13 protein-coding genes are annotated in these 13493 nt (G+C 37.6%); 7 read left to right on the top strand and 6 right to left on the bottom strand.

Annotated features, from left to right (window positions below; translation table 11 throughout):
- Positions 1–99: 99 nt before the first annotated feature.
- Positions 100–1401 (bottom strand): ribosome biogenesis GTPase Der, encoded by a 1302-nt coding sequence (gene der, locus BUB91_RS15970; RefSeq protein ID WP_073100275.1) that lies wholly within the window; start codon positions 1399–1401, stop codon positions 100–102.
- A gap of 326 nt (positions 1402–1727) precedes the next feature.
- Between der and BUB91_RS15965 the strand changes: the two genes are divergently transcribed.
- Positions 1728–2519: a DUF547 domain-containing protein gene (locus tag BUB91_RS15965; RefSeq protein ID WP_073100317.1), complete on the top strand. Its 792-nt coding sequence runs from the start codon at positions 1728–1730 to the stop codon at positions 2517–2519.
- 125 nt (positions 2520–2644) lie between these two features.
- Positions 2645–3349, top strand: coding sequence for a TIGR04283 family arsenosugar biosynthesis glycosyltransferase (locus BUB91_RS15960; protein ID WP_073100274.1), 705 nt, complete (start codon positions 2645–2647; stop codon positions 3347–3349).
- Between the two features lie 248 nt (positions 3350–3597).
- On the opposite strand, the gene BUB91_RS15955 is transcribed toward BUB91_RS15960, so the two are convergent.
- The 3 genes from BUB91_RS15955 to BUB91_RS15945 all read right to left on the bottom strand — a co-directional run bounded on the left by BUB91_RS15955 (position 3598) and on the right by BUB91_RS15945 (position 5212).
- Positions 3598–3873 (bottom strand): VOC family protein, encoded by a 276-nt coding sequence (locus BUB91_RS15955; RefSeq protein ID WP_073100273.1) that lies wholly within the window; start codon positions 3871–3873, stop codon positions 3598–3600.
- Positions 3874–3930: 57 nt separating this feature from the next.
- Positions 3931–4089, bottom strand: a complete 159-nt coding sequence (locus BUB91_RS15950) for a YqaE/Pmp3 family membrane protein (protein WP_073100272.1) — start codon at positions 4087–4089, stop codon at positions 3931–3933.
- Between the two features lie 97 nt (positions 4090–4186).
- Positions 4187–5212, bottom strand: coding sequence for a glycoside hydrolase family 113 (locus BUB91_RS15945; RefSeq protein ID WP_073100271.1), 1026 nt, complete (start codon positions 5210–5212; stop codon positions 4187–4189).
- Positions 5213–5339: 127 nt separating this feature from the next.
- Between BUB91_RS15945 and BUB91_RS15940 the strand changes: the two genes are divergently transcribed.
- Positions 5340–6641, top strand: a complete 1302-nt coding sequence (locus BUB91_RS15940; RefSeq protein WP_073100270.1) for an NAD(P)/FAD-dependent oxidoreductase — start codon at positions 5340–5342, stop codon at positions 6639–6641.
- A 2-nt stretch (positions 6642–6643) separates the two neighbouring features.
- A complete protein-coding gene (locus BUB91_RS15935; RefSeq protein WP_073100269.1) occupies positions 6644–8233 on the top strand; it encodes a 4Fe-4S binding protein in 1590 nt (529 codons plus the stop codon).
- A gap of 474 nt (positions 8234–8707) precedes the next feature.
- On the opposite strand, the gene BUB91_RS15930 is transcribed toward BUB91_RS15935, so the two are convergent.
- Together BUB91_RS15930 and BUB91_RS15925 are read right to left on the bottom strand one after the other, a co-directional pair.
- On the bottom strand, positions 8708–9724 hold the full coding sequence (locus BUB91_RS15930; protein ID WP_073100268.1) for a fasciclin domain-containing protein: 1017 nt from the start codon (positions 9722–9724) through the stop codon (positions 8708–8710).
- 44 nt (positions 9725–9768) lie between these two features.
- Entirely contained in the window at positions 9769–10650 is an 882-nt protein-coding gene (locus BUB91_RS15925; RefSeq protein ID WP_241652640.1) for a hypothetical protein, read from the bottom strand.
- Positions 10651–10807: 157 nt separating this feature from the next.
- Between BUB91_RS15925 and BUB91_RS15920 the strand changes: the two genes are divergently transcribed.
- Genes BUB91_RS15920 through BUB91_RS15910 form a run of 3 tightly spaced genes read left to right on the top strand, consistent with a single transcriptional unit; the run spans position 10808 to position 13436 of the window.
- Complete coding sequence (locus tag BUB91_RS15920; protein ID WP_073100267.1) at positions 10808–11278, top strand: toxin-antitoxin system YwqK family antitoxin; 471 nt, start codon at positions 10808–10810, stop codon at positions 11276–11278.
- Positions 11278–11967 (top strand): glycosyltransferase family 2 protein, encoded by a 690-nt coding sequence (locus tag BUB91_RS15915; protein ID WP_073100266.1) that lies wholly within the window; start codon positions 11278–11280, stop codon positions 11965–11967. The genes BUB91_RS15920 and BUB91_RS15915 overlap by 1 nt, the downstream gene beginning before the upstream one ends.
- Positions 11967–13436: a cellulose synthase family protein gene (locus tag BUB91_RS15910; RefSeq protein ID WP_073100265.1), complete on the top strand. Its 1470-nt coding sequence runs from the start codon at positions 11967–11969 to the stop codon at positions 13434–13436. The genes BUB91_RS15915 and BUB91_RS15910 overlap by 1 nt, the downstream gene beginning before the upstream one ends.
- The last annotated feature ends 57 nt before the right edge of the window (positions 13437–13493 follow it).

Here is a 13493-nt window from a genome sequence, read left to right as displayed (position 1 = left end):
CGTTTATTCTAAGACTGAAGAAAATGCAAAAGGTTTAATGCAAAAGCCCACTTTTTATAAAAAAAATGGGCTTTTATGATTTATATAAAAAAAGAAGTGTTATTTCTTACGGAAATATACCGCTACCGGTACACCTTCAAAGTCAAACTCTTCCCGTAATTTATTTTCAATAAAACGTCTATACGGATCTTTAACATACTGTGGAAGGTTACAGAAAAATGCAAACTGCGGATGCGGTGTAGGCAACTGCATACAGTATTTGATTTTGATGTATTTCCCTTTAGTTGCTGGTGGCGGTGTCGCTTCAATCACCGGTAACATATAATCGTTAAGCACACTTGTTTTAATACGCTTAGTACGGTTTTCAAAAACTTTGACAGCTGTTTCAATCGCTTTGAAAACACGTTGCTTAGTTAATGCTGAAATAAAAACGATAGGCACATCTGTAAACGGTTCCATCTCCTGACGAATCATTTTCTCATACTCACGCATGGTTTTGTTTTCCTTTTCTACCAAGTCCCATTTATTCACAAGAATAACAATCCCTTTTTTATTTCGCTCTGCGAGCCAAAAAATATTTTGAACCTGCCCGTCAAAACCTCTTGTTGCATCAAGAACAACCAGACATACATCACAATGTTCTATGGCACGCACAGATCGCATCACTGAGTAAAACTCAAGATCTTCTTTTACTTTAGCCTTACGACGTATTCCGGCAGTATCTACCAGATTGAATTCAAAACCAAAACGATTGTATTTTGTATCAATTGAATCTCTCGTAGTCCCTGCAATATCTGTAACAATATAACGCTCTTCACCAATCAACGCATTGATAAAAGATGATTTACCGGCATTAGGCCTCCCTACCACAGCAAAACGAGGCAAGATGCGTTCTTCTACTTCTTCTTTTTCAGGTAATGCCTCAACAAGAGCGTCAAGCAAATCACCGGTACCACTACCGCTTATACTAGCAATGGTATAATAATCACCCAGACCTAAGCTGTAGAACTCTACTGCGTTTTCTTCACGCATCGCATTGTCAACTTTATTGATCGCCAGAAAAACCGGCTTTGATTGACGTCTTAGCAGCGTAGCCACATCCTCATCCATCCCGGTAACTCCGCTTTCTACATCAACCATAAAAATTATGGCATCTGCTTCGTCAATTGCAAGTTCAACCTGCTTATCTATTTGCTCTTCAAATACATCATCACTTCCTTTTACATACCCACCGGTATCAATAACAGAAAATTCCTTTCCGTTCCAGTCGGTCTTTCCATAGTGACGATCACGCGTAACACCACTTACCGAATCAACAATAGCTTCCCTACGTTGAATGAGGCGGTTAAAAAAAGTGGATTTTCCCACATTAGGTCTCCCTACAATAGCTACAATACTCATAAATCTTTCTTTGTGCTTTTCCCGATAATCGAGATTTGATAACGCAATCGCTTAAATCAAACAATTTTGTTTTCAAATTGTTCCCTCAAGTATTTTATCTGAAGGAAGTTTTTGCGCTGCAAAATTACGATAATTAACGGCACAGAAATCAACAATGATTTATTTAGCTAATAATCAGTAAATCAAATCAATACCTGAATAAAAGATTACAAAAGACTAAATTACCCCTCAAATCTGTTAAGAATGCTGTTAATATTAAACATCTCAAATCTACATCCTGTTATCTTGCGTATGTATTACCAAACAAACAGATTATGTATTTCCTTATGAAAAGAATATTTATATGTCTTACACTGGCTTTCACATTAAACAGTTGCAACTTACTTTCTGCAGCAGGTCTTACCAGTGGAGGACAGCCTACTAAAGAGGCTCCAGAAAAGTTAACTTCTACAACGGCTAACTCTGCAGAAAATATAGATCACAGTGCGTGGGATGCTTTACTTAAAAAGCACGTTGATGCAAATGGAATGGTAAATTATAAAGGTTTTAAAACCGATCGTTCTAAACTAGATGCATATCTAAAGCAATTATCTGGATACAAACCTTCTAATGACTGGTCTGTACAAGAGTTACTAGCGTATTATATCAATTTATACAATGCTTACACTGTAGCTCTTATCTTAAATAATTACCCGGTAAAAAGTATAAAAGCTATTAATGGAGCTTGGACAAAAGGTATTGTTCCTGTTGGTAACAAAGAGCTTTCTTTAGGTGGAATTGAAAATGGCGTACTGCGTAAAATGAACGAACCTCGTATACATTTCGCTATAAATTGTGCTTCTGTTTCTTGCCCTAAATTACTAAACGAAGCTTATACAGCCGGAAAAATAAATGAGCAATTAGAGCGTGCTACAAAAGAATTTGTAAATTCTGACAAGAACGATATTAGCGTAAACAGCCCTAAAGTTTCATCAATTTTTGACTGGTACAAAAAAGATTTTATAACTGATAAAACTCCTACTGTTGCAGATTATATTAATCAATACAGTAAAACGAAAATAAATTCTGGCGCAACTATCTCTTACAAAGATTATGACTGGAATTTGAATGAGCAGTAGCCCAACAGATTAATTAATTTAAAATCCCGAAAATCTATCCGGGATTTTTTATGCTTATGCGTTAGAATTAATATAGTTTTGAAAGACCTCCTACGCTATACCATTGATTTATCGAACTTTATTTTATGATTAGTATTGTCATCCCGGTTCTTAACGAAGCGGAAAACTTACCTTTTCTTTTAAAACATCTTACTGATAATGCAACACTTACAAATTCGCTGGAAATACTTATAGTAGATGGTGGCAGCACAGATGAAACTTGGAATGTAGCTAAACGTATTCAGACTGAAAGTCCACTTAAAATTCACATCGTTTCTTCAGAGCGTGGTCGTGCTAAGCAGATGAATATCGGCGCTAATAACGCTACCGGTTCTATATTGTATTTTCTACACGCAGATTCTTTCCCTCCTAAAAACTTTGACCAATACATAGCAGACAAAGTTGCTAAAGGCAATCCTGCCGGTTGTTTTAAAATGCGTTTTGACAGCAATCACTGGTGGTTGCGTTTAGCTAGTTGGTTAACAAAATTCAGTTGGAGAGCATGTCGTGGAGGCGATCAAAGTCAGTTCATAACTCGTAAACTTTTTGATGAAATAGGTGGCTTTGATGAGAGTTACATTATTTATGAAGACAACATTCTCATTAATGAATTGTACGCTCGCAATTCTTTTGTAGTTATTCAGCACCCTATTAAATCTTCTGCACGTATGTATGACAAGTATGGCGTGTGGTATGTGCAGTATCACTTCTTAAATATTTATATCAAAAAATGGTTTGGTTCCTCCGCAGAAGAATTACTGGAATACTATTGCAAGCATCTTAAAAAATAGCTTGAATACAATTTATAAGAATTAAACATTATCAATAATTTTAAAAAACTGATGATTCATTAACAATCTTCTGTAAAACTTCGGTGCATTTTCAATACAAATCTAAAAAACTATACCATGAATATTTTCAAAGCCATTCGTAAAGATCACGAAAAATAGCGACAGCTTTATGAGCTTGTAACCGTTACTTCCGGATAAAGTAAAGACCGTAAACTGCTTTGGGAACAATTGAAGAAAGAATTAGAAATTCAAGCTGATGCAGAATCTGGTAAATCAGAAAATTTTAATAAGGTAACATGAAAAGATACTCCATCTGACAAACCTAAACGTTTGGCAAAATCTGCATCAATTGTAAACCCTCCGGCATCTTTCAGTCCTAGAATATCTTTATAGAAATGCAGTGTTTGTTCACTATCGCTAGAAATAATGACAGCCGTTAAAGCTTCAGATTTGAAGTTTGTTTGCGCACACAACACCTGTACCGAAAGTGTAAAAAATACTAAACCCAAAAAAAGAATACGCATAAAAAAAGGGTTTCATAAATAGACTTATAAAACCCAATGCTAATATTATTTTATAGCTTAACCTCTGCTATTCACATAAAATGCGTGAATTACTCCCGGCAACCAACCTAATAAAGTAAGTATCACATTGATAACAAAATCTTTTCCAATTCCTTTTGCCATTGCAACACCTAAAGGTGGTAATAGAATAGAAATTAGTATTGTAAGAATTGACATGATTTAAATTTTTAGTTAGTGTTGCTAAACTAGAACTAATCACAAAATCAAGGTCTTAAACAAATATCAATTGGCAAGAATTTGACACTTAAAACCTTTATTTAACATCTTGTTTAGACCACTTTTTCAAAACCTGTTCTGCTTCTTTTCCTTGCGGGGTAAAGCGGTTGTTTTCTTCTTGTATGGTGCGCTCGTGATTGTGAAACCATTTCCAGACAAAACCACCGGCAAACCAATCTTCGCCCCAAAACGTTTCAAATACTGCTTCGTATAAATTCGCCTGAGCTTTAGCATTCATTTTCCCATTATGGCGGTCGCTTACCCAGGGTTCTTTCCCTGCATAATCTGCGCTTCGATACCCAAATTCTGTAAACAGAACCGGTCTGTTATGCTTCCGCGAAAGTGATATCAGCAAATTTTTATGCGGTTCCCAGCCCTCCTTCGCTTTAACAACTGTTGGTGTAGCCTCATCAGTAACCGGGAAATACGCATCAACACCTATAAAATCTAACGCACCCCAAAAAGTCACTTTATCAACCTTATCCCAGTTTTCTGCATAAGTCAAATTCCCGGAATAAACTTGACGTACTTTTTGAATTAAAGAAACCCAGAACTCCGGTCGTTCTTTAGTGAAATTATAAAGTTCAGTTCCTAAACAAAATAATTCGGCATGGGTTTCTTCGGCTAATGCCGCGTATAGCAAAATATAGTCTTCATAACTTTTCTCAAAAAGCTCCCAGTCTGCTTCAGAATCCATCTGCATATCGCCGGTAAAAACGCCGCGCCAAATCCAGATATGCGGTTTTACCATCACCATAATGTTATTTTGATGTAAGGCTTCGATGTATTGCTTTACACCGGTGTATCGCTCTCCAAACCATTGCCGCTCTGAATTGAATTGAAGCTCAGGATGGTTTTTATCTCGTACAAAAGCAAACGGCATAACCGCAGCGTGACTTACGCCAACATTAAGAATGGGATCTATATGCGATTGCATTAATGTATCTTTTGAAGAAACAAAACTAACCCCATTTATCTTTTGCTCGGTCACAGGAGTTGCAGAGCAGCCTGCAATGCTAATGGCTATGAGCACCACAAGTAAAAAACGAATACATATTCTCATCGCACTAAAAATACTGGAAATTTTAGATAGCTCTTGTATTTTCTTTCGTCTAAAAATGCAGTTAAAAAGATTTTTAAGAGCTTATGAAGTTCTTATCTTGTAACTATTTTAACAGCGAAAAATAGATATGGAGCACGTGGTTATTGTGGGTAATGGTATCGCCGGTGTTACGGCTGCGCGTCACATCCGCAAAAATTCTGATAAAAAAATAACCATCATTTCTGCCGAAAGTGAGCATTTTTTCTCTCGTACGGCATTGATGTATGTCTATATGGGCCATATGCGCTGGCAAGATCTAAAACCCTACGAAGATAAATTTTGGGATAAAAACCGAATAGATTTAGTACAAGCTTATGTTGAAAAAATAGATTCTCAAGATCAAATACTTCACATGGCAGATGGCCAGACTTTAAACTACGACACGCTTATTCTAGCTACCGGGTCTGTACCTGCAAAGTACGGCTGGGAAGGTCAGGATCTCGAAGGCGTTCAAGGTTTAGTCTCTAAACAAGATCTGGAATTATTAGAGAAAAATGCTCCTAATAATGAGGTTTGCCCAAAAGCTGTGATAGTTGGTGGCGGACTCATTGGTGTTGAGTTGGCTGAAATGCTTTATACGCGTAAAATTGACGTTACCATTTTGGTGCGGGAAAAAGGGTTTTGGTCTGGTATTTTGCCTGATGCCGAAGCTCAATTGATTTCTGAACATATTCAGAGCCATGGCATTGACCTGCGTCACGAAGAAGAACTCGATAAAATTATAGCCGATGGAAACGGAAAAGTTAAAGCCATTATCACAAAAAAAGGCGAAGAAATTCCGTGTAATTTAGTGGGTATCACCACCGGTGTTAAACCTAAAATCGACTTTCTAGAAGGCAGCGGCATAGAAACCGATAAAGGAATTCTGGTAAATAAATTACTAGAAACCAATATTCAAAATGTTTATGCCATTGGCGATTGTGCGCAACAGCGCGAAGCGATAGACTTACGCAAACCAGTTGAAGCGGTCTGGTATACAGGTAGAATGATGGGAGAAACGGTAGCACAAACTATCTGCGGAACACCCTTTGAATACAACCCTGGAAACTGGTTTAACAGCGCTAAATTTTTTGACATTGAATATCAAACTTACGGCTGGGTCTTTAGCTCCCGCAATAAAAAAGACTACGAGCAGCATTTTCATTGGAAACACCCTGATAATACAAAATGCATTACCATCGCCTTTCATAAAAAATCATTGCAATTTCTGGGCATCAATACCTTTGGAATCAGAATGCGTCACGAAGTTTTAGACCGCTGGCTCAATGAGCGTAAGTCTATTGATTATGTACTGCAGCATTTGAGTCAGGCTAATTTTGATCCAGAGTTTTACAAAAAATACGAGTCATACATACAAGCTACTTACAAGGCTTCAAAGCAAACCGCATAACTATGAGCAGCATACAACGTGATCTATCGCTTACCGGACAGCCGCCGGCTTCTTTAAACAGCATTCAAAAGGTGGGGACTGTAATTGGCTTGGGTGGTTTAATTATACTGCTTTTGGCTTTATTTAATATTAATTTGCCTAATAAAGCGTTATGGCTGACACTTTCTTTGGCTGCAATTTTCGGTGGAATTCTTCTCTTTTCATACGGAGCTTATGCAGATAAACATGCTGGTATAAAAAATGACGGCGTTTGGTTTAAATCTATTTCCAGTCGTGGTTTTCTGGCTTGGGTTGCCGGCCTTGCCCTTACCGGGTTTTATATTGTACTTTATTTTAAAGCTGATCTTTTAGGCCTTAATGCAAAAGGTGAAAACACCGGTCTCATCGCAATCTTTGATCCTTTAAGTAAAATTTTAAGTGGAAATCCTGCCAGCCAGTGGTTTGTTTACGGAACTTTATACACCATTGCTATTTTAGGTTTTGGTATTAAATTCCTTTGGAAATACCGCCACAATCGCTATGAACGCTTGCGAACTATAAGCGTTATGTTTTTTCAAACGGCTTTTGCTTTTTTAATTCCGGAGTTTATGGCGCGGCTTAACGCTGATGATTTCAGTCTGCCGTATTACGACATAAAAAATGTGTGGCCGCTCAACTATTATAATTTTGAGCAGTACCGCGTAGATGATTTTATCTCTGCGGGTGATATTGGGCTTGCACTATTGATTTTTGGTATTGCTTCAATATTTGTGATTACGCCTATTCTTACCTACAAATACGGCAAACGCTGGTATTGCAGTTGGGTTTGTGGCTGTGGTGGACTTGCGGAGACTGCCGGGGATTCCTTTAGACATCTCAGTGACAAAAGCGAATTTGCATGGAAGGTGGAACGCTGGGTTGTACACAGTGTTTTGGTTTTTGTGATAGTGATGACCACAGCTGTAATTTCTACCTATTTGGGTTACGATCCTGACAAATATTGGCTTACTAAAGATATTTTTCTGATTGGAGTAGGTTTTTTTCTAACACTGCTTTTTGCTGTAATATGGATCTTTAAGAAGGAAGAATTAAAACAAGATGCGCGTTATGGTGCTATTGGTTATTTAGTAATCGTTTTAGCATTGATAGGTATTCACTATGCCAGCGGAAGCACGCTGTTTTTAATTCCGGCAGAAACATTGCGCACAACCTATGGTTTTCTAATAGGGAGTATTTTCAGTGGAGTCATAGGCACCGGCTTCTACCCTATTTTTGGGAATCGCGTATGGTGCCGATTTGGTTGCCCAATGGCTGCAATTCTAGGACTTCAGCAAAGATTATTTTCAAAATTCAGGATTACCACAAATGGCGGTCAATGCATTTCGTGCGGTAACTGTTCTTCGTATTGTGAGATGGGAATTGACGTGCGTGCTTATGCTCAGAAGGGTGAAAACATCGTTCGAGCCAGTTGTGTGGGATGTGGTATTTGTTCAGCGGTTTGCCCGCGTGGGGTTTTGAAATTGGAAAATGCTGCTACAGATAATCGCATCAACAGCCGCGAAATACTTCTTGGAAATGATTTAGACCTGATGGATTATTTAAATCAAAGCTAGAGACTTAAACTCCAAAAAAAACAAAAGACGGAAGTCTCAACTCCCGTCTTTAAACAAATCATATAACAAACAAACGATCTTTATCTTTTGGTATTAAGGCTAATCAATACAACATGAATATTTTTTTAAGATCACTTTGATTGGTACACTTCTTAATGCATTAATAACCTATACATACGAAGCTTTCTCTTATTAGGTTTTAAGACAAAATGTTAAACATTTGATTTTCAAATTTTAAACTAACCTAACCTAAAATAATAGCACCAGTATAACCTCTTTAAACCGAATTACCAGATATCGTTATTTTAAGAATAATAGCTAATCCTTTAATCGTCATTATTGCAATTCAAACTCATTTATCCATAAAAAAGCTGCAGATCTCCACCTACACCTCTTATAACAAATCTAATAATCAAACATTATTTTCATTTTTTACGAAATGGGCAACACTGCGTTTTTTTAATAATGGAATTTTTATAATACTGGCAATAAAACCTGATCAATTACATGTACGATTCCGTTTGTGGTTTGTACATCGGGGATTACCATATTTGCGGGAGCTGTATTACCAGATCCGCTAACTGTTAGAACACCATCAGTAAAAGCTCCAAGGGTTATATCATCAGAACCTAAAGCATCATAAGTGCCTGCGTTTAATTCTGAGGTAAACTGACCTGCATTAACATCAGCAAAAACGTGATTCAATAAAATAGCTTGTACTGTACCGGCACCTAAAGCCGTATCTAATTTTGCAATATCATCAGTTGTACCGGTATAATCATCACCAAGTACTGCTGCTAAAACAGCTTTAAACGCTGCATCGTTTGGGGCAAAAACAGTAAAACTAGCATCAGTATTGCTCAAAGCACCTGCTAAATCAGCATAAACAACAGCAGCTACTAAAAAAGTAAGTTCAGGGTTTTTAAAAACGTTACCATCATTAAGTGCTATAGCTGTCTGTACAACATCTGCACCTGAAGCGATCATCACTTTATCGATCACGTGAACGGTTCCATTTGATGCCGAAATATCGGTAGCCAAAATTTCTGAACCATTGATATACATAGCCCCGTCGCGGTTTATAAATCGGCGTGGGGGACCCAATAATGAAGGAGCACTACCGCCTGCCTCGAACCCGGCATTTACCAAATTTCCGTCAGAAACATGATACAGCAAAGTGTTCTTTAAAAAAGGTTGTTGCAGAACCCCCAAGGTTGTTTCTTTTAAACCCAAACGAGCAAAAGCATCGTCTGTAGGTGCAAAAACGGTGAAGTCTCCTGAAGGATCATTCCCATTACTGTTGCTTAGAGTAACTGCAACTTCGCCTAGAACTGCTGCTGCTTCCAGCGTGCTAAAATCGGCATTGGCTACAGCAATACCCGCAATTGAGGGTTGCTCATCTTCATAGGCAGAGTCAGCCTCGCAAGATGTGGTTAAAACGATACCTAAACAGGCTAGTGCAATCCCGGTATATGTATATAGATTTTTCATAATATATTTTAAATAGTTAATTGAAAATTTTAAATCGCTGTTACTTAAAACGAATAAGTTACACCCCAGTTAAAGCCATCTGCATCACCCAGGTTACGTCCTTCGATATAGTTTGAATATCCGCCAGAAACACCTATTCCTTTATAAACAGGCACATACGCATTGAAGCCGATACGGGTATAGTTCACCCGGGTTGCCGGGAAAAAGCCCGTAAAGCCTTCCCCTAAAATATCTACACCACTATCGTCAGATAGTTGGTTAGCCACGTACGCGTCTAAATAGAATTTTGAAGCTGCATAGCCTAATTTTACTTCACTCAACAACGCATTAGGCACGCTGTTACTGCGCAAGCTGTACCCGATTTGTCCGGTTGCAAAAAAGCCACCATTGTGTTTGTATGTAGCAATGGCAAGACCGGTAATATCTGTAGAACGGTTACCTATCGCGATAATAGACTGTAACTCTTCATCAACTCTATAATCTCCTAAAGGCGTCTCAATACCCGCAGCAGCGATAAAATTGATCATTCCGTTAGGCGTAGCTTTTGAAGCAAAGCGGTATTTCCCGTAAAGACTCACATCCTGCACCCCTTTGCGCTCATTTTCAAAACCGTTATTAGCAAGGGTTTCAGGAGTGGCTTCGCCTTCAGACTTAATGTAAGGAAGGTTGAATACCAGGTTGAAGTTGTCTGAAATACCATATTCAGCATAGAGTGAATAACTGGTCGTCTGCACTTCATTAAATACTGGCACTCCATCTACCTTAGTTGGCACCAGAAATACTTCATCGTATTTTTCAGAAGAGAATGAGGCAGTAATACTACCATATCCTTTAGCTTTCATAAAACCACTTACCGGGCTTTGAGCAATCATCATAACCGGTAGCATAAAAAGAGCACCAGCAAGAAATCGTAAATTTACGTTCATAGTAATTGTTTTTTAGTTACACGACACTTACGCTGTAATTCACAATTTAGTTTTCTTAATTTTTTGTTAAAAACCTAAACAGTAAATTTTGCGTATACAATCCTTGAAAGCTAAATGTTAGTTCACTCAATCTTTTTCGTCTTACAATAACAATTCCATGCTATTTAAAACCTTACTGTGTTTAATTGGTTTCATTTACTTTTCTCAGGAAAGCAAAATCTACTTGCGGGAATTTGATGACAATGGAAATTTAATTGCTGAAGGATGGCAAAAAGGTGCTGCAAAAGAAGCATATTGGTATTATTATTACCCTTCAGGATCGATTAAGGCTAAAGGCTCATATCATAATAATCAGAAAAATGGATATTGGTTTTATTATGATAGTGATGCTAGACTTACAAGAGAAGGTCATTATGATCAAGATCAAAAAATAAGTTGGTGGATTGTCTATTTATCAAAAAAACAAAAAGAAAAAATTCAGTATCAAAATAATGTAAAGGAAGGTTACGGCCTGCTTTATAAAAATGAAAAACTTATAAAAGCTAATAGATATGATCAAGATCAACTCTCCGGAAGCTGGACGAACATATCTCAGTTTAAAAAAGACAACCCTAACGCCCGCTTTTAATGCAAAAAATTAAAGTAATCATCCCGGCTTTTAATGAAGAAGACTCCATAGGCCTTGTTGTAGCTGACATTCCTAATATTGTTGACGAAATAATCGTAGTCAACAACAATTCTAAAGATCAGACTCAATTACGCGCTAAAAATGCTGGTGCAACCGTACTGACTGAAGACAGACCGGGTTATGGGTATGCCTGTTTAAAAGGGATGAGTTATGTAGCATCTCAAAAAGAAAAACCAGATGTTATAGTTTTTCTGGACGGTGATTACAGCGACTACCCGGAGCAACTTGACGACTTGGTCGCCCCTATTATAAACGATGATATTGACTTTGTAATAGGTGCACGCGTAAAAGAATTACGAGAAAATGGAAGTATGACCTTTCCACAGCGTTTTGGGAATTGGTTAGCAACTAGCTTGATGCGCTGGTTTTTCAATTCAAAATTTACAGATCTGGGTCCATTTAGAGCCATAAAGTATGATAAATTACTCGCTCTGGATATGGAAGACAAAACCTACGGATGGACGGTAGAGATGCAGCTCAAAGCCTTAAAGCAAAGACTTACCTATGTAGAAATACCGATGATGTATAGAAACCGTATAGGTGTCTCTAAAGTTTCAGGAACCGTTAAAGGTGCTATATTTGCCGGTGTAAAAATTCTAGGATGGATTTTCAAGTATAGTTTTAAGTAATGCAAACAGCAATTGTCATCATATACACTCTGGCGCTAACAGTAATTTTTCTGTATAGTCTGGCACAATTGAACCTGCTTCTTAACTATTTTAAGGCTAAGAAAAATACCGAAAACGTACCGGTTTTTGACTTTTCAAATCCTAAAGAAATTCCTGTTGTGACCATACAGTTGCCATTATATAACGAACTGTACGTGGTAGAGCGACTTCTTGAAAATATTGCACAATTAGACTACCCAAAAGATAAATTAGAAATTCAGGTTTTAGATGATTCTACAGACGAAAGCTTAACAGCTACCCGTCAAAAGATTGAAATACTTCAAGCTGCCGGAATCCCTATAAAACACATCACCCGCACAAACCGAACAGGCTTTAAAGCCGGTGCTTTAAAAGAAGGACTTGCGATTGCAAAAGGAGAATTTATCGCTATTTTTGACTCAGACTTTGTACCCCATGCTGACTGGCTGTACAAAACTGTACCGTATTTTAAAGATGAAAAAATAGGCGTGGTACAAACCCGCTGGGCGCACCTCAACCGCGATTACTCATTGCTTACCAAAATTCAGGCATTTGCTTTAGATTTCCATTTTGTACTGGAGCAGGTAGGTCGCAACTTTGGGCATCATTTTATCAACTTTAACGGCACAGCTGGTATCTGGCGTAAGACTTGTATTCTGGATGCCGGTAACTGGCAAGGCGACACCCTAACCGAAGATCTGGATCTCAGCTATCGCGCCCAACTCAACAAATGGGATTTTAAATATTTAGAAGAAGTAGAAACTCCTGCAGAATTACCCGTTGCAATTAGCGCCGCGCGCTCTCAACAATTCAGATGGAATAAAGGTGCAGCAGAGAACTTTCAAAAATTATACGGTCGCTTATTGAAAGATCCTACGGTTTCTTTTAAAACTAAATTCCATAGTTTTTTCCATTTATTAAACAGCAGTATGTTTCTGCTGGTTTTACTGGTAGCCATTCTCAGCGTGCCTATTTTATATATCAAAAATAACAATCTCACGTATAGCTGGTATTTTAATGTGATTGCTTTTTTTGCCATTAGTACAATCATCTTTTTTGGTTGTTATTGGGTCACTTACAAACGTATTCACGGTGGCGGCTTCAAGAATTTTCTAAAATATATTGGGATGTTTTTTACCTTTTTTTCTATAGCGATGGGCTTTAGCGTTCATAATTCGCTCGCGGTTTTAGAAGGGCATTTTGGTAAAAAGTCAGAATTTATTCGCACACCAAAATTCAATCTCAGCAAAACCAAAAACTTAAAAACTAATATCTACCTCAAGAAAAAGCTCTCAGTAAATATGATTTTAGAAAGCTTACTTTTTCTCTATTTTGGTTTTGCGATTTATAGTGCATTTCGCATTAACGATTTTGGTTTAATTCTTTTTCACCTCATGCTTTTTTGTGGTTTTGGTTTTGTGGCTTTTAAATCTATTTTTTCAAGAGCTTAGTTTTAGGATCTTATTCTTCCCCTATAGCTTCAGCAATACCGCGCTTTCCACTATATC

Source organism: Leeuwenhoekiella marinoflava DSM 3653 (assembly GCF_900129005.1).
GTDB classification, from domain to species: Bacteria; Bacteroidota; Bacteroidia; order Flavobacteriales; family Flavobacteriaceae; genus Leeuwenhoekiella; species Leeuwenhoekiella marinoflava.
Note: the sequence above shows the minus strand (reverse complement) of the source record. Positions and strands in the feature narration are given on the sequence as shown.